11 protein-coding genes and 1 other annotated feature are annotated in these 18,882 nt (G+C 44.4%); of the genes, 2 read left to right on the top strand and 9 right to left on the bottom strand.

Annotated elements, in window-relative coordinates:
• Positions 1–46 precede the first annotated feature (46 nt).
• The 3 genes from MHI01_RS04900 to MHI01_RS04910 all read right to left on the bottom strand — a co-directional run bounded on the left by MHI01_RS04900 (position 47) and on the right by MHI01_RS04910 (position 5,396).
• Complete coding sequence (locus tag MHI01_RS04900; RefSeq protein ID WP_340982654.1) at positions 47–1,816, bottom strand: ABC transporter ATP-binding protein; 1,770 nt, start codon at positions 1,814–1,816, stop codon at positions 47–49.
• Positions 1,813–3,558, bottom strand: coding sequence for an ABC transporter ATP-binding protein (locus MHI01_RS04905; RefSeq protein WP_339286704.1), 1,746 nt, complete (start codon positions 3,556–3,558; stop codon positions 1,813–1,815). The genes MHI01_RS04900 and MHI01_RS04905 overlap by 4 nt, the downstream gene beginning before the upstream one ends.
• A gap of 602 nt (positions 3,559–4,160) precedes the next feature.
• Entirely contained in the window at positions 4,161–5,396 is a 1,236-nt protein-coding gene (locus MHI01_RS04910) for an MDR family MFS transporter (RefSeq protein ID WP_340982655.1), read from the bottom strand.
• Positions 5,397–5,725: 329 nt separating this feature from the next.
• Between MHI01_RS04910 and MHI01_RS04915 the strand changes: the two genes are divergently transcribed.
• Positions 5,726–7,492, top strand: a complete 1,767-nt coding sequence (locus MHI01_RS04915; protein WP_340982656.1) for an ABC transporter substrate-binding protein — start codon at positions 5,726–5,728, stop codon at positions 7,490–7,492.
• Between the two features lie 78 nt (positions 7,493–7,570).
• On the opposite strand, the gene MHI01_RS04920 is transcribed toward MHI01_RS04915, so the two are convergent.
• The 5 genes from MHI01_RS04920 to MHI01_RS04940 form a co-directional block, all read right to left on the bottom strand.
• Positions 7,571–10,198, bottom strand: a complete 2,628-nt coding sequence (locus tag MHI01_RS04920; RefSeq protein ID WP_164783161.1) for a PAS domain S-box protein — start codon at positions 10,196–10,198, stop codon at positions 7,571–7,573.
• A 268-nt stretch (positions 10,199–10,466) separates the two neighbouring features.
• A complete protein-coding gene (locus MHI01_RS04925) occupies positions 10,467–12,848 on the bottom strand; it encodes a polyprenyl synthetase family protein (protein WP_340982657.1) in 2,382 nt (793 codons plus the stop codon).
• A 187-nt stretch (positions 12,849–13,035) separates the two neighbouring features.
• The gene (locus MHI01_RS04930; protein ID WP_127545766.1) at positions 13,036–13,833 is read right to left on the bottom strand and encodes a sulfite exporter TauE/SafE family protein; all 798 of its coding nucleotides are present in this window, start codon (positions 13,831–13,833) and stop codon (positions 13,036–13,038) included.
• 495 nt (positions 13,834–14,328) lie between these two features.
• Positions 14,329–15,084: an SDR family NAD(P)-dependent oxidoreductase gene (locus MHI01_RS04935; protein WP_047842788.1), complete on the bottom strand. Its 756-nt coding sequence runs from the start codon at positions 15,082–15,084 to the stop codon at positions 14,329–14,331.
• Positions 15,085–15,408: 324 nt separating this feature from the next.
• Positions 15,409–15,849: a DUF6376 family protein gene (locus MHI01_RS04940; RefSeq protein ID WP_124114481.1), complete on the bottom strand. Its 441-nt coding sequence runs from the start codon at positions 15,847–15,849 to the stop codon at positions 15,409–15,411.
• Positions 15,850–16,020: 171 nt separating this feature from the next.
• On the opposite strand from MHI01_RS04940, the gene MHI01_RS04945 reads away from it, so the two are divergent.
• A complete protein-coding gene (locus MHI01_RS04945) occupies positions 16,021–16,989 on the top strand; it encodes a bile acid:sodium symporter family protein (protein ID WP_340982659.1) in 969 nt (322 codons plus the stop codon).
• A gap of 211 nt (positions 16,990–17,200) precedes the next feature.
• On the opposite strand, the gene asd is transcribed toward MHI01_RS04945, so the two are convergent.
• On the bottom strand, positions 17,201–18,286 hold the full coding sequence (gene asd / locus MHI01_RS04950; protein WP_017688716.1) for an aspartate-semialdehyde dehydrogenase: 1,086 nt from the start codon (positions 18,284–18,286) through the stop codon (positions 17,201–17,203).
• Between the two features lie 171 nt (positions 18,287–18,457).
• Positions 18,458–18,734: a binding site (T-box leader), on the bottom strand.
• Between the last annotated feature and the right edge of the window lie 148 nt (positions 18,735–18,882).

Raw genomic sequence — 18,882 nt, forward strand, 5'->3', positions numbered from 1 at the left:
TGTAAGGCTTTTTTGTTTTTTTATTATCTTTTCTAAATTTTCAAAGCTATCCAACTTTGGCGGGGGTTTGTTCCCCTTGCCACAGCAGCTGCATCTCTTCATTGGTGGCAAGCAATTCGGCCAAACTTCCCTCGGCTTCAATGCGTCCATCTTTCATCACGATAATGTGATCTGCTTTGGAAAGTGCTGCCCTGCGGTGAGAAACTGCAATGCAGGTGACATCCGGCTCTTGGAACAGCCCTTCCCATACTTGTTGTTCTGTCTCCACATCCAGTGCACTGGACAGGTCATCAAAGATAAACAGGTCCGCCTCCGTCATTAACATGCGTCCTGTGGCCGCGCGCTGAATCTGCCCGCCTGACAGCATCACCCCTCTGGGACCAACCGGGGTCTCAAGCCCCTGATCCAGATGTTTGATATCCTTCTCCATCACAGCCAGACGAATGGCTTTTTCAAGGGCTTGCTCGGTGTTACCCTGTTTGCCCTGGACGATATTTTCTTTCAACGTATCACTGAACAATCTTGGCACTTGAGGGGTATACGCGGCTCTAGGCGGCATCAGGAATGTGGCTGGATCAACAGCCGCTCCATTCCAGTGAATGTCCCCTTTTTGTTTGGGTAACAGTCCAAGAAGTGTTCGTACAAGCGTTGATTTACCTGATCCGATCCGTCCCGTAATCACAAGAAATTGTCCGCGTTTCAGACGAAAACTGATCTCTTCTATGCCATTTTCAGAATTCGGATATTGATAAGTCAGCTTATTCACCTCAAGAGATTGCAACTTCTCCTTAGGGTCCCTCTGTTCACTTACAAGTTCCGGCGGATCTTCATACAGATAGATTTCCCTCGAATCCATGATCTGGTCTTCTTCCCCTGGGCGGAATAGCTTACGCATACGATCATAGGATACCTTGAGCCTTTTGTGCTGAAACACCATATAACCAAACAGTGAAATGCTAAATCCGATATTGGCCAGATAACTGGTGAATAAGGCAAAATCACCTACGGTAAAATTCCCTGCTTTCATCTCAGCTGCACACATCAGTAGAATCAATCCGGTACAGATACTTAGAACATGCTGATTCATCGATCTCATCCACTGCTTGAACAGATTGTCTCGAAGTGCAGCCTGGCGACGATCTTCATTCAACTGGTTGAAACGTGAAGAGACATTCTCTTCGGCCTGACCCAGTTTCAGGGCTTGCACTGCTCCAAACGTTTCCGCAATAAAACTGGTAATTCGCCCAGTCGATTCACGATTAACCTGTGCATACTTCCGAGCCCGATTTCCGGACAGGTTGTTAAGTAAGGTAACGACCACCAATGGCAGCACGGCAACCAATGTGATCTGCCAATTAATGTTCGCCATAATGACGATGGACACAACAGCAAATACGAGCCGTCCCCAGAAGTCCACCCATGATTCTACATACTCGACGACTTCATCGACATCATCCCGAAAGCGACTCATCGCCTCCCCTGGTGAAGCCGGAAGATTACGCCCAGGCCAGCGCATGATCGCTGCGAGCATGTTGGTTCGTAAAATCGCCTGAACATGATACAGATACGTAACCCATGCATAGAAGGCTACAAAAAATGTGCCCACCCGTGCCATTCGGACCAAAGCAATAAAGATAAGCGGCACAGCAAGCCACATGTAGTCATTGGAGCCCACTGTTGTGCGATCAAAAAACCATTGCATTCCAATACCAATGGCTAGCGGCAAGGAATGAAATATACACCATAACATTCCGTTGATTACAAATAACAAAGGCCTGAATCGAAACAAACGGCCTATAAATCCTGCTACAGTCATGCCAATTCCTCCTCTCTGCCTGTAATCAGCAGTCTGGCATAGTGAGATGCAGGGTTACTGGCAAGTTCTTCTCTCGCTCCAAACTCCAGTACCTTCCCATCACCGAGCACCATAATCCGGTCAACTTTCTCCAGCGTAGCCAGTCGGTGAGCAATAATCACTCCTGTGGATTGTTTCATTAACTGGTCAATTGCAGATTGCAACATACCTTCGGTCGCAGCATCTAGACGCGATGAAGGCTCATCCAGAATAACCAGACTCGGTTCGGTCAGGAATACGCGGGTTAAGGCAAATAACTGTGCTTCCCCTGCCGACAATGAAGCTCCGCCTGCAGCCAAATACGTATTAAGTCCTTCTGGTTGTGAATTAATCCATTGGCTAAGTCCAAGGCGATCCGTCGTCTCCTTGATCATCTGATCCGATACATCTCCATTGAACAGGGTCAGGTTATCACGCAGCGTGCCATCAAACAACTGCACATCCTGTGTCACCATTCCCACCCTGCGATAGAGCGCTTGTAAAGAAAGCTTTGTGATATCCGTTCCACCTACACGGATCGTACCCCGATCCAGATTGTACAGCCGGAGAAGAACACGACTAAGACTCGATTTACCGCTACCTGTGCGACCGATGATTCCTAGACGTTCACCAGGCTTAATGGCAAAAGTAATGTCCTGCAATACCGGTTTATCCTGGTTATAACTGAAGTGCACCTGACTGAATTCCAGACCAAGAGGTCCTTCCGGCAATTGCTCCTCTGTGCCCTCTTCAATCTCACTCTGCATGGACAACAGCTCTCTGGAGCGCAGCATGCCTGATTTTGCTTTTTGGAACTCCTGCACCTGATCTCCAAGCATCTCAATCGGATCATTCAGCATCTGCGTATATTGGTAGATCAGAAATAATGTTCCGATACTAATTAGACCTTCCATATAATAATGCACACCCAGCAAAAGCACCGCAGTGACCGCCAGTGCGAACAGAACTACTGTGGTATTCCACGGAATAACCCGTAGCAGCCAGGCTTTTCTCCCCTTACGGAATACCGTGCGCATCGTGCGGTAAAAGCGGTTCATCACATAAGGCACATGACCATTTGCTTGCACATCTTCAATCCCGGCAATGCGTTCTTCAATTAATCCGAACAGAGAGGCACTTGCCGCACGTTCATTTTTGGAAGAGTCCACGCCTAGATTTCGGATAAAGACCATGAAAAGGATCGATAATAATGTGAACACGGTCATCACCAAAGCAATGGGCACATTAACACTGAACATGAATCCGAGAATTCCGGCCAGCAGCACAAAACTCCCGATCACTTGCACAATGAACATTGCGAAAAAATTGGAGATACTCGTTACGTCACCATCCACACGTTCAATCATCTCTCCAGGTGTTTTCACATTATGAAAACGCATATCAAGACGCAGGCAGTGCTTCAGCAGATCTCCGCGCAGTTGATTCGTGGCCCGCCAGGCCACGTCGTTCCCCAAATAACTGACCGCTACCGTGATGAGTTGATTAAACACGGCAACAACCAGAAATATTCCTGCGAGCTGAACAAGATTGGTGAGGACTCCCCCACTTGCTGCTGTATCAATAAATCGTTTAATAATCTGTGGATTCAAAAGCTGAAGCCCCGTTGATGTGAGCAACATGATTAAAAGTAAGGCCAGCCGTCCTTTAACGGGTTTTAGATAACGCAGCAGCCATGACATGGAGATTTTCTCTGTTTTGGGCACAGGTCCCACCTCTTTATCGGTTTATTTAATTGTTCTTGGCTATTCATATTTGTTGATGATCTTAACGACAGCAAATTTGCGATCACTAGGATGAGTCATACATAATGACATTAAAATCGGGATTTCCCGCCCATAATTGATATGTAGAACATATGTTGACCATTGTACATTCTCCTTTTTAACAAGTTAGTTTTTATAAAATAACGCTCCAAACGCTCCTTTCCATGTGAACAAATTGGGTGGAATGCATGCCAAAAAGCCATAGATGAACTAATGTTCATCTACAGCTTGTAGCCAAAAGAGATCGAATGAAATGCAAAGCATTTCCCGTATCTCCTCTGCATCGCAATAATGATGAGCGTCCACGACAGAGGTGCACAAACATGACTGTCCCAACGCGATCATTGCAAAAAAATTGGATTAATGTCACTATGCTCATGCGTATTCAGTTATCGATTCGAAATCTGTATAGGCATAAACATAATCATCATCCCACCCGTTTCACATATTTGTTGTTTATTGTATTCGCTGGACTAACATCCGTCAAGATAATTTTAACTGAATTGTTATTTAATTCATGCCATTAAACTTTTCAATTCTCGCTACATACTTAATGATGTAGGCTCTGTTTGTTTTTCTCTAACAACAAGACGTCGATGTGCGATCAGAAGAAAAGGTACTCCCAGGGCAGTCGTCAGTGCAATCGGTAGAAAAACAGCGAAACCATTCTCCGCTCCAAATTGACTTAATAACACCCCGCCCATGACAGGAGCAATGACACTACCGATATTATTGAATCCGATGGTACCGAAATACGTCCCTTTCCATTCCGGCTTCGCAATCCGGTCAATGAGCATATCCATCATGGTGAACAACAACACTTCCCCAATGGTAAATAGTATGACACTCATCATCATCATGAGCACACCTTCAGCGATTCCAACCATCATCAGACTGGTTGCCACCAGCAAGTTACCCACAATCAGAGGAACAAGCGGTGGGAAGTTTCGGAAGGTTCTCACAAGAGGATACTGAATAATCAGTACCGTCACGGCATTCAGGGATAGCATGTACGAGAACATCTGACTTCCGTTCTCAAAGATCGGGCTCCTCGCCAAGTACTGTGCCAACGTAGAACTGAAGTGTCCGTAACCCAGCACACAAAATGTGGTACCGATTAATACCGGCAGAAATACCCGGTCGCGACCGGTGGTCATCAGTGCTTCACGCAAACGTGGGGCAGTAGTCTGGTGACGCTCCGGCAGATTGGCATGCTGTAGCTTGAATTGCAGAAATAATACAAGTCCATAGGCTATGTATACCAAGCCGGAAATCACAAACGGAAACGTCGATTCAGATGATCCCAGCTGAAATCCGATAATTGGCCCAAAGACTACACCGAGATTAATTGCAGCATATCTGAGGTTGAACACCAGCAATTTGTTCTCCGGAGAAGTAATATCCGATAACAGTGCTCTGGAGGTGGGCTCAAATACTGCGCGGCATAATCCGTTTAACGTATTGGCAACAAAGAACACCCATAGATGCTCTGCTGCTGAAAAGATAAAAAATACACCTGCCCAGCTAAATACTGAGATTAACATCACGATTTTGCGACCGATTCGGTCCGAAATATAACCTCCATAAAAGCTGACCATTACACCTGCCAGCGAGCTAACGGCCACAGTAATACCGGTCTGGGTCGGTGTAGCATCTAGTACACGTGTCAGATAGATGGATAGAAACGGGATACTCATTGACGTCACAAGACGTCCAAACATGGTTCCGATAATGATCGTCCATGCCAGGGGGTGAATTTGCCTTAAATATTGCTTCATGCGAACTTCTCCTATTCTTTCTAAATGCTTCAAAAGTGAACTTTTTGAACTACCTCTTCTAATACGTGTTCAAAAAGTTCGGTTTTCAGTACCGAGAAGATGGGATGAAGCTAGAAATGGAGTAGCGGAGCGTAGGGAAAACTACGTGAGCAACGGACATTTCGGCTGAATTCCATATTCGATGCTGATGATGCCTTTAGGCATCTTTCGTAATCAAAAGCGGACTTTTTGAACAACTTCTACTAATGTATAATTGTAACGATAAAAGGGGGAAGTAAAAGTGTAAACATATGATCACACTTTTCACCTTTAATAGAGGAGTCATGGCCATGGATACCCTGCATACACACTTTATAAGGCTCGCTGGGGCCGAACAACTTTCACTCAAACTTCATGAACCTGTAGCGGTAACGATTGATAGCCTGTCCGCTGCCTTGTGCTGCACCCCTCGCAATGTGAAATTCATTCTCAGAAAATTGGAGGAACAAGGCTTTATCCATTGGCAGCCTGGGCGTGGTCGTGGACATCATTCGGAGTTAACGATGCTGCGTAGCATGAATGAAGCGTTGGAAGCGAGTTTTACCGAACTTTTGGGTAAAGGCAAAATGAAAGATGCCATTGAACTCATCGGAACCGTTCAGATGGATGATACATTGCGAGAACAGCTCATGCTCTCCCTTCATCAACAGATGGGATTTCACGGCCACGATGAAACTGCCTCTGGTCAGGATATTCTGCGCATCATGAGGTCACGCCAGTTAGGTGATCTGGACCCGGCCTTTGTTTATACTGCATTTGAAACCTATCTGCTGAGCCAGGTCTGTAATACATTGATCACTTATGACGCCAAGACGGAGTCATTCCTGCCAGCACTGGCGCACATGTGGGAGTGTAGCGAGGACCATCGCTTATGGACCTTCTATCTTCGCAAAGGTGTACGTTTCCACAACGGACGTATCATGACGTCCCGGGATGTGCAAGCGACGTTGCAACGATTGATTGATGTGCATAGTCCGTCCATCTGGTTGTATCGGGATATTGAACGAGCGGAAGTAGCTGGGCATTACTGCATCAAGTTTGTTCTACATCGTCCTAATCGGTTTTTCTTGCATCTGTTCAGTTGTATTCGGATGACAATCCTGCCCTACGATTACAATGTAGCCAATACATTGATAGGTACCGGTCCTTTTCAGATCTCTGAGCTGAATGCAGATGTGCTGGAGCTTACCGCTTTTGATGCGTACTACGGCATCCGGCCACATCTGGATCAAGTCCATTTCTGGTTTGTACCTGACCTGAGTCCAAATGATCGTTATTATGAGTTACCGGGTACAGATCGATTGAGTCTCGCAACAGGCTGTGATCAGACGAACAGTATCAATTATCCGGCGCTTGGTTGTCAGTATATGCTGTTCAATTTTCACAAGGAAGGCATCCATCATCATCCCCTATTTCGACAAGCACTGCGTATCGTCTATGATTCGGTCGCACTTGTAAGAGATCTCGGCGGGAATCGGATCACACCGGCCAGCAGCTTTCTGCCTTGGAGAAGTGCAGCCCAAGACTGGACCGATGCCTCTCTTGAGCATGCTCGTGAATTGTTGCATAACTGTGGGTACAAGGGTGAGGCGGTAACATTATCGTATAAGCATAATAAGGATGCAGACGTTGCAGAGTGGTTTCAGTCTCGTGCAACGTCCATCGGTCTGAACATCAGCATGCAGGCCGTTGTGAATTACTTCAACTCAGAGGAAACCACAAACGCACAATTGATTCTGGCTGAAGAGATACTGGAGGAAGATTGGCAGTACGGCATGATTCATTTTTTCAAAAACCTGTCCAACCATTTTCATATGTGTATGTCTCCTGCATTCCAGTCTCTATTGGATGACAAACTGGATCATTTTGCAAAGCTTCATCGGGCAGACCGTACTGCGCTCCTGGATGAAGCTGAAGCCTTGCTACGTGATCACTGCTGGATCTTGCATGGCTGTCACATGAACAAGCAGGCTGAACTGGATCAGAGCATCTTCGGCATGCAGATCGCAGAATTCGGTTATCTGGACATCTCCAAATTGTGGATCAAAAATCCTTAGAGATTTGTGCATAAAAAAGATGCTAGCTTATTTATGATAAGCTAGCATCTTTTGCTCATGAATCCATTTTCAGGACACTCAGAGATTATTTTTGATGTAATAGGTCTCCAATGCTTGCATAATGGACTCGATTTTGATCGGTTTGCTGACATACGCATCCATGCCTGCCTTCAAGCAGTTTTCCATGTCTCCTCTTACGGCATTTGCAGTTACCGCAATAATGAATGGACAACTCTCGGGGGGCAAAGCATTTTTAATCGCTTTTGTCGCTTCAAATCCATTAAGCCTTGGCATATGCACATCCATGAAGACAATATCATATGAAGTGTGTTTGACCGCCTCGACTGCCTCAACACCGTCCGCCACGTGATCCACGAAGTGCCCTTTTTTCTCAACGATCCTGCTAAGGACGAGTTGATTCACCTCATTGTCTTCTGCAATTAAAATCCGCAAGGCTGATGTTCTGCTCTTCTTCTGCTGTTGATCCAACCTGTTACTCTCTTCACCGTTATTTAATTTAAATTGGGCGGTAAATATAAAGATTGTACCCGGTTCATCCGATTCCTCGATCCAGATCTCACCCTGCATAAGCTCCACCAGTTTCTTGCTAATGGCAAGGCCAAGACCGGTACCTTGAGGTTTGCGGGTCATAAAATTCTCCAGTTGGTAGAAAGGTTCAAATAACTGTTGTTTCCTCTCAGCCGGAATGCCAATGCCCGAATCTTTTACCTGAAAATAAAGCTGCACGTTATTGCCGCACTGCTCCTTAACTCCCACTTTAACTTCCACGCCGCCTTCTGAAGTGAATTTGACCGCGTTGCCGATGATATTGGTAAGTACCTGTTTAAGACGATAAGCATCACCATACACCGGAGTTGGAATGACATCTTCTACGCACATGCGAACATCCAGCTTCTTTTCACGAGCCAGCGGTTTTACGATTTGCACCGTCTCGGTCACGATCTCTACGAGATCAAAAGGATCTTCTACCAGATCGGTTTTGCCTGATTCGATTTTGGAAAAATCAAGAATATCATTAATGATGGCCAGCAAGGAATCTCCACTCTTCTGGATGATTTCGATGTATTCCTTTTGTTCCCCGCTAAGTCCAGGAGTATCCAAAAGCAAATCCGTCATCCCAATTACACCGTTCATAGGTGTACGGATTTCATGACTCATCATCGCCAAAAATTCACTTTTGGCCTTATTCATTCTCTCCGCTGTCTCTTTGGCTACCAGCAGTTTTTTCTGCTCCGTAATATCCTTCGCAATCAGGTAAAACCCGACATTGGATGTATTAATAATAATTGGAGCAAGCGTAGCCAAGACTTCTGTCTCAGATCCATCCGTGTGCCGAACAGCGTTGATCTCCTTTTCAGCCATCTCATAGTTACTGCCCAGAATCAGACCCAGATTACCGGCTCCGATAAATCTGCTTATGCTTGTACCGATCATTTCAGCCACGGGACAACCCGTCATTTTCACCGCTACTGGATTTGCATTCATAATATTACCATCCATGTTAAACGAGATAATGGCGTCATGATTGTATTTCTTAAGCGAAGTGTATCGCTCGACAGATTCCTGCAATTTAAATTCGATGCGTTTGCGTTCAGTGATATCCTGTAGTGTTCCGTTCAGCTGAACTGGCTGACCATGCTCATCAAACGTAATTAATCCACGCAAGTGAAGATACTTCTCATTCCCATCAGAGCTGATGTGTTTGTATTCAAAATCGAGCGGTTCACCCTGTTTTACCCCTGCAATATGTTTTTGTAAAGAGGTTATATCTTCAGCATCCATAACATTAAAAACATCACTTATCCGATATGGTTTGCAGGTGCGTTCAAGTTCAAAAATCTCAAAGATCTGATCTGAAAATGTAATATGGTCTAAGACCATATCCCATTCCCAACTACCGATCAAGGCGATACGTTCAGCCTCTGCACTGATATCCTTTTGTTTTTTTCGCTCTGATATATCTCGTCCAATTGTAAAAATCTGCTGTTCATGCTCCGCATCACCAAAGACCTTGTATGTGGTTTCAAACCAAAGATAATGCCCGTCTTTATGGCGGACTCTAATATTCAACAGATTACCTTTAGTCAAATCCATCTGTGAGATCCGTTCCAGATCTTGTGGGTGAAAGGAAGCATTATTGTTTTGGCCAATGACTTCTTCCGGGGAATAACCTAATATTTGTTGGACTGACGGTGAGCAGAACCGACAAACTCCCTCTGAATCGGCAATATAGATGATCTCCTGAGCATGATCCGTAATAAGTTTGAACATTTCTTCACGATGGAGGAGTTTTTGTTCAGACAGTTTACGATTGGAAATATCAACAATATGGCAAACGGAATAAAGCGGTTCATCCGTAATTTCGCTTCGAACCAAGGAAACATGTATTGAACACCATAAGATGTCACCATTTTTATTAATGTAACGTTTTTCGTATTGATTTTCTTTAGATTTACCTTCAAATAGCTCATAACTACAGATCATATCTTGTGAGAAATCATCAGGATGTGTAATATCCTGATACGTGAGATCCATTAATTCATCACTTGTATAACCTAGCATACAGCAAAAAGCAGGGTTCACTTTCATCCATTGCCCTGTTGGAGCAACGAGTGCAATCCCAATAGGCGCTTGGTTATAGATCTGCTCGAACAATTCATGATGATCGACCTTTTGAACCTGCATTGTAAGTTCTCCTTTTGGCATAGACTACATGTAAATTTTGTCGAAATCTAAAATTTTTACTGATATAAGATGTTCTATAAGAATTAGTCAGTTTTAAAACAACAGTACCTGCTTAATACCCAGAATTTCAACCGTTGAAACAAATCTTTTTAAGAGATTTTTGTCTTTAAACCAAACAAGGCCCGGAATCCATCCACATGGAATCCCGAACTTTGTCATTATATATCATTATGAGTCATATGCAACACGGAATCATTAAAAAAATGGGTTAGCGCTTGCGACCAATAAGATAATCCAATAAATGTCTCAAAAATGGAATAGGTTTCGGCATCTCGTTCAATGCATCTGTAGCAAGACAATAATGCTCCCACATCGCTTTCTTCGCGCCTTCATCACCCAGAATAGACACAAAGGTTGAATTGTTGTTCCGCTCATCCTGACCTGCAGGTTTCCCAAGAATGAGGTGATTTCCCTCGAAATCCAGCAAGTCGTCCTTGATCTGGAAGGCGATCCCCGCATGATAAGCGAACTTTTTCAGCGCAGCCATCTCCGGTTCCTTCACTTGGGCAAGTATCGCTGGCATGACCAGGGCAGCTTCGAAGGCAATGCCAGTTTTGTAAAAACAGATCATGTTCAACTGCTCCAGCGTCAATGCCTTGCCTTTGGAATTCAGATCCATGGCCTGCCCCATACACATATCCTCTGCTTTTTCAGCCGAATACTGGATGAGTCTGAGCACGGTCGCCGCATCAAAACGATTCAATGAGGATTGCTCTCCAATCGCCTTCTGAATGAGAAACAGACCCGTAAGCTCTGCTGTGGCACTATTGTGTACATGGTGCAGCGTGGAACGTCCACGTCTTGTCGAAGCATTATCCTGCGTAGGCAGATCATCAAAGATCAGGGAAGCGGTATGCATGTACTCCAATGATCTTAGCAGCGGAACGATGGATGATTCATGAAGACCATACTCGCGCACGCCCATAACCCAAGTTAATATCGGACGTAACCTTTTTCCGTCGCCTTGCAAGCTGTAATTGGCCGCATCGATCAGCGTTTCTTTCATCTCATGAAGGCCACCGGGCTTCGCAATCTGCAACTCCACATTAATCTGTTCGCGAACCGTTCGAATGGTCTGTTTGAACTCCTCTTTTTCCTGCTTGTCATTTTTCAATTGAAGCACAACCTGATCTCGTAACAATTTATCAAGGAAATCAACGTCATCTGCTTTTCGCACCATCTGTTGAACCAGTTGATTGAATTCAGGCTGCCCAGAGGCAAAGATCGTCATCACTTCATCATATTTTTGCTGCCCCAACCGTTCTTTACAACGCTTCAGACCGTTAATGGCACGATCCAGTATGACCTCGCGGGTCTTGGCGTCCGAGTTATATACATCATGGATTAGATGAGAGATGACTGCCCAATACAATTCATATGGATTAATCAAGTCGGGACGCAAATCTCGATACTTCAAATAGTAGGTATACGGAGTTACTGCCCCTTCTTCCATATCGTCAAACATATCGGCAAAATCATCAGCCAACTGATTATATATCCCGTAATAGAACGTCCTCAGATCAAATCCTTCATCCACTGGTGCACTGAGAACAGACCGGACGATTAATCGGGAAGAAGAGGATTTGATAATAATCGGAATGTACAATTCTTCATTGCTATAATTCGCATTGGCTAATTTCTTGTTGCGATCGATCTCCTGAGACTGAAAGAACACATAGGATTGCTCTAAAAACGTGCGCTGTTTCTCTGGATGCTGGTAGTTCTTGATGTACTCAAATGCTTCCCGAAGCTCGGAATGTACATATTCAATTACTTCAAGATTGCTGCCTTTCCAATCTCCCAGATCAGGTACAACTCCGGTAAGAAGTGCATCGCGTATCATCAGGGAATATTGCTCTTTTTCCTGAACAGTCAAAGCTTGAGAATCCAGCAGATCATCCACAAATGGATACGTTAAACCGTACGAATAACCAAGTCGAATCGCCGCATCAAATCTCCGGGCGCGTTCTTCAGGTGGTGTCTGCTCATTCATCTCATCGTCCACATGAAGGACCACGCCGAGAATGATCTTGATCAGCTTCCGTTGCGCCTGCTCTGCATCCAGCTCCTTCGGGATGTTGGATGCTACATTCTTTAATTTGTTCATCACCCAGATGACAGCGGATTCTATGTGCTCCTTCTGTCCCCACCGGTACAACGCAGCCAGACTGATATAATCAGGCTGTCCTTTGCGCCCAGTGGCAGAGCCCATAAAGTATTTTTTAGTATTCTGGACAACATTCTGAATTCGGGCCTGCGTACCCGGAGAATCAAGGGCTTGCCCCAGATCTCGCATATAAATATAGGAGATACTCCGATCCAGGTAATCGTCCAGCTTTCCTGTAGTATTCAGCCAGTGGATATATCTATGAACATCCCGAGGATCCGGTTTTCTTTTGCTAGGTGATAAAAGAGAAAGCCAGGCAAAACGATGAATATGTTTCTTTTGCCATACATGAATATCTTGGGTAAGTGCTGTGGTATACGTATTATCCATAATTTGCTGCCTAAGAGAAGTAAAATACTGAGATGCTTTCTGCTCAGCTAGCCGATATCCTGCATCAGCCTGTTCTGTAAGTACGTTATTCATAGGGTGGATACCTCAAATTCTATTAATGTTAAACATGTATCCATGAAAGGAGATGAGGTGCTCCATGGACGAAAACTGAACTCATTTGATCGTGTATCCAACGCTTCAGCTCATGTTCATAACCTTTATACGGCGATCCAACCGTTTGGTTACGAAATCGTCATTGTTCATTTCTACATACGTGATTTTACAGAATGGAAGACCAGACTTTGACCGCTGTGATGGCGATAAGTACGATTAATGCATATCGAAGTACCCTCACATTGATCATTGAACTAACCCGTGAACCAAGGGATGCTCCAAGCAGACTGCCGATCACCGTATAGATGATGGGTTCCATCGGAATGTCTCCACCCGTAATTTTCCCTATAACGCCGCCGATTGCGGAGATAAATACAATCGCCAGTGAAGAAGCAATCGTCGTTCGTACGGGGATATTGAGAATCGTCAGCATGATAGGAATAAGGATAAAGGCACCACCCGCACCAACAATTCCTGATACAATACCTACTGCAAAAGCCGTGCCTGCTGCAATCCATCGGTTAAACACCAGTGGAGCTGAGGTATCAAGCTTTCCCTTTCCGGGAATCAGCATAAGCACAATTGCTATGATCGCCAGAATGCCATAGATCAGATTAATAACTCTTCCGTCCAGATGACCGGATATGAACCCGCCGATCAGACTGCCAGCAAGAATGCTGGAGCCCATGTATAGCACCAAACCTCGGTGAACGATCGCCCCACCGCTTCTACCCGTTTTTACTTTTCTGCGGAATGCAATCACACCAGCAAGTGAAGCGAAAAACACTTGAAACATACTAATCGACGATACCTGATGTGCTGAGAACGGCTCCAATCCCACCCAGGATGGAACATATAACAGTAGCGGATAATTGATAATGGCCCCACCAATACCCAACAAACCGGAGAAGAATGAACCGACCAGACCCAGTATAAACATGATGACAAAAAGCAGAAGATCCATCGGTTATGCGCTTCCTTTCGTGCTATATAAATCTCATTTCGATATCACTCAAAAGTGCTATACACAGCGAAAATTATCCGTTATAATAAAAACCAAGTAAATTAATCCGAAATGAGTGATTAAGCATGTTTAACGTGTTGAAGACTCTTTTTGAAAATAAATGTCCACAGTGCAACGAAAAATTACAAGTTCATAACGATGCGTTATGCTCGACCAAAACCTGTTCTCAATGTCATTACAAAGAAGAGAGTTATGGCTCTCTCGGAGTTCGAATTGTATATGACACACCACAAAATGATAAAAAGATACGACCTTGCTAATTGTATCACGATCTCTGAAATTTCGGGATGATTCGACAAACTTATTTCCATCTCATATGCCACGATTACTTTATAATGAAAATACAAAAACGGTGCAAAACGAATAAATCGTTCTGCACCGTTTTTTTCTGTTTTTCTTTTTTTGAGATGAGTTGTCTTAATTATAAAAGGGTACTTATTTAGTTTTGAAGCTGAGGAATCCATCATCTACGGCTACGGTTGTACCATTAACTGCACTGGCTGCATCACTGAACAGGAATGTAACCACACTGGCTACTTTCTCGGGTTGAATAAGCTCTCCACGCATATGTTGAGTAGCAAGCGCATCCTTCATGGCTTGGTCATCACCCAGAATCGGTGTTTCGATAAAGCCAGGTGCTACACCAACTACACGAATTCCATGCTCAGCAAGTTCCAATGCACCGGATTTGGACATCATAACAACAGCAGCCTTGGCTGCGTTGTAGTTGAAGCTACCTACTGCAGCAACACTTCCATAGATCGAAGCTGTATTTACAATGGTACCCTGTACGTTCAATTCAACCATTTTTTTCGCGCCATAATACATACCATAATATACACTGTGCTGATCTACATCAATGACTCTGTGATAGGATTCCGGGTCCATCTCCAGAAATGGCTTCACAAGTCCAATGCCTGCGTTATTGAAAATACCGCTTAACGTACCATATTGCTCTACGGTCCAGTCGATCAGGGCTTTGATCTCGTCCCCTTTGGATACATCCACTTTGTACGCGCCCGCTGTTCCGCCTGCTGCTTCAATCTCTGCCGCAAGCTTCTTCGCTCCGTCTTCATTATAGTCAGCGACAACAATAGTCGCACCTTGATCCGAAAGTTGAAGTGCTGTCTCTTTACCAATACCACTTGCTCCACCTGTAATAATGATTACTTTTCCATTGTGTTGAGTCATGACTCTGTTCTCCTTTGGCAAAATATATTTAGGTGTAGTTCTAAACTTATAGTAAGTAACTATATTTTATTAACTTATATACTTATCATACGCCTCTGTCCCAACCTTGTCAAACCATAGATCATCTTCACATAAATAAGAGATAAATGTCATATACATCTCCTATTTACATGATATAGTCTAGCTCCTGTGATATTAAATATGCATCCGTTTTCGGAAAATAAAAAAGCGAGCATAACGGTAATTCAATCATTCCGATATCTCGCCCTTCTCAAGTATTCGATTCCAAACTGGATTGTCTTAATGCGGTAAGATCAATTTAACTTATTCACCCTGAAGTCCGCTAAGCGGATCTTTCAAATTATTGATATTGGTGATCAGTTCAGGAATGCCTGTCTTCTCCCAATTCTCTGCCGTAAAACCTTGCTCTGCAATTGTATTCTCGAAATTGTCTACAACTTCTGTTAATTGAGTATTGTAACTGACCAGATTTTCATGAATACTCTCTCCTATTGCAGGAGCAGTCAACTGAGAAAATTCACTTGCCTCTGCTTGGATCAGATCGATTTTCTCCTGAATCTGCGTTGTTATCTCCGGATTATTCACCGCACCCGATGCAAGCTCTTGCAGATCAGCTCCGGCGTTTGATACCTGTTCTATATAATCAGTAGCCCCACTCACATAATTTAAACTTTGATTAGCTTGTTCCACGACAGAACAGGCCGAAATCAGCAGAATACTTGATGCAATAAGGCCTGTCATCATTAATGTGTGCTTTCTTTTTCTTATGAACATGATCATCTCCCCTTCTCCTAATCGGAATCCTTGTTCCAAGTCCATGATACCTGTTCAGACTGCTTCTTTGCAAATGGGTCTGCAGCCAACGTTATTAAGATGTATAATGGTAAAATCACACGGTAAAGGGATGTCATGATTATGCTTCAAGCCTTAAACCAACGCTTGAACCGCATCATGCCACTGATTACCCCAATCAGCATTATTATTGGCGTGTTATGCGGGAGTTTTCTTTCTTCTTATACCTTTTTATCCCCTTGGCTTTTTGCGTTCATGACGTTCGCTGGAAGTATCAGTCTTGGGATACGGGATTTTGTGAACGTGCTGAAAAAGCCGTTCCCCCTGTTTGTATGTCTGTTTATTTTGCATTTGGCGATGCCTCTAATTGCTCTTGGTATGGGTCATCTGGTTTTCCCTACAGATGCGTACACCATAACGGGCCTTGTTCTGGCAGCCGTGATTCCGACAGGAATAAGCAGCTTCATCTGGGTCAGTATCTATCGGGGCAATATCGCACTTACGCTATCCATCATCCTGATTGATACCATGCTTGCTCCTTTCGTAGTGCCCGGGGTGTTATCCCTGTTAATCGGCACCAGTGTTACACTGGACACAGTAGCCATGATGAGCAGTCTGTTCTGGATGATTGTTGTACCATCCCTGCTCGGTATGCTGCTGAATGAGTGGACCAAAGGCGCCATTGTCCCGGTCTGGGGACCAAGGTTGAATCCGTTGTCCAAATTGTTCATGGCATCAGTCGTTGCGATTAACGGATCTGTCGTTGCACCTTATTTGGCCGATTTCAACTGGAAGTTGGCTGGTCTTGCGGTCATCATCATTTTCCTGGCATCATTCGGTTATGCACTAAGTTACTTCATCGCCCGATTGCTAGGCTGGAACGAGGCCGATCAGGTCGCTCTGGTGTTCAATGGAGGGATGCGTAATATCAGCGCAGGTGCAGTACTGGCTGTTTCTTATTTTCCGCCACCTGTTGCTGTCCCGGTTGTGCTTGGCATGGTATTCCAACAGATGCTCGCTTCCCTGACAGGTTATCTGCTCGGTCGTCGCTCTCAGCTTCTGCATAAGTCGGATAAGACATCCGCGGCCTAACAAAATACTGGATGATAAAAAAACGCCGACATGATTGTCGGCGTTTTTCGTCACTATAACCCTCTACTGTAATATCTCTGCAGTAGTCTCTTTAAACTAATGCTACCCATTATCCGATCCTCGCCCACAATACAAAAAAACCATCAACAAGTGATGGTTTTTCATGAAATATCCTGTTCAGAAATCTGTTGCTGCTTATGATGCCGTATGCTTATTTCGGTTGAATATATCCTTCAGCTTTAAGCAGTTCTGCGATCAGAACCGCACCACCTGCAGCTCCGCGGAGCGTGTTGTGGGACAATCCAACGAATTTGTAGTCATAAAGTGAATCTTCGCGCAGTCGGCCTGTGGAGACACCCATTCCGCGTTCGATGTCACGATCCAGTTTAGTCTGTGGTCTGTTCTCTTCTTCAAAATACGTAATGAATTGTTTTGGTGCACTTGGCAGAGCCAGTTCCTGCGGACGACCTTTGAACTGCAACCAACGCTCCAAAATTTCGTCTTTACTTGGTTTTTTCTCGAAGTTTACAAACACGGTCGCCAGATGTCCATCCGTTACCGGCACACGAATACATTGTGTTGTAATTAATGGAGCCGATGCTTTGACGATCTCATTATTTTCGATGCTGCCCCAGATCCGGAGTGGTTCCTGCTCACTCTTCTCTTCTTCGCCACCGATGTATGGAATGACATTATCAAGCATATCAGGCCAGTCCGTAAAGTTTTTACCTGCTCCGGAGATTGCTTGATACGTGGAAGCCACGACCTGAGTCGGGTTGAACTCACGCAAGGCGTGCAGTGCTGGCACATAGCTCTGAATCGAGCAGTTTGGTTTTACAGCAATGAATCCGGTTTTTGTGCCCAAACGTTTGCGTTGAGCTTCAATCACGTCCAGATGTCCCGGGTTAATCTCAGGGATTACCATTGGTACATCTGCTGTCCAGCGGTGAGCCGAGTTGTTGGACACGACAGGTGTGCCTGTTCTAGCGTAAGCTTCTTCGAGCGCTTGAATTTCATTCTTTTTCATATCAACCGCGCAGAAAATAAAGTCAACCTGGCTTGCAAAAGCCTCAACCTGGGAAGCATCCTGAACAACGATTTTTTTCACAGCTTCCGGAATAGGAACTGCGAGTTTCCATCTGCCTTGTACGGATTCTTCATATGTTTTACCTGCCGAATTGGCGCTTGCAGAAATAGCTGTTACTTCAAACCATGGATGTTGATCGAGCAGGTCCACAAAACGCTGACCCACCATTCCTGTTCCTCCGACGATACCAACTTTCAATTTTGCTGACATTCAATCATCATTTCCTTTCGGTTTAAGTGATTCTTCTCTTCAAATCAATTTCACAACTCACCAAAAACGTATTATGAAATTGACTTCCTAAATTAACACTATTCAGGCAATTCCAAAGCGTGTAGTCACAGCCCCGGAAAAACCAAAAAATCCCATCCCCAAGACAATAGTCTCAGGGACGAGATTGAACTCTCGTGGTACCACCCAGATTCGCCAATATGTCACCATATCCGCCTCTTCAAGTAAAGGTTTACAACCATGTTGCTAGCTGTAGACCGTTCATACTCTAGCTCTGTAACAGGAGCTCCTGTCACACCATCCCTTAACGCTAAGTTCCGATGTGCTGCTCTGAGTCTTTATTCAATAAAAAGTTCTTTACTCCTTTTCAGCTGCCGGAGCTCTCTTTGAAAGAATGATTTTTATCTACTCGTCTCTTCGTCGCATTTGCTATTGCGATTATAATATCAAAATTACTGTGATGAAGTAAACACATTTTTTTAGATTATGGCATTTATATGTTTCCAGCGGAGCTGAACCATTCAATTATCACAAGAAAAACTTCAGCTAAACGGTCTGTCTTCTGTGAAAAGTACGTG

This window comes from Paenibacillus sp. FSL M7-0656, from assembly GCF_038003225.1.
GTDB lineage: Bacteria > Bacillota > Bacilli > Paenibacillales > Paenibacillaceae > Paenibacillus > Paenibacillus amylolyticus.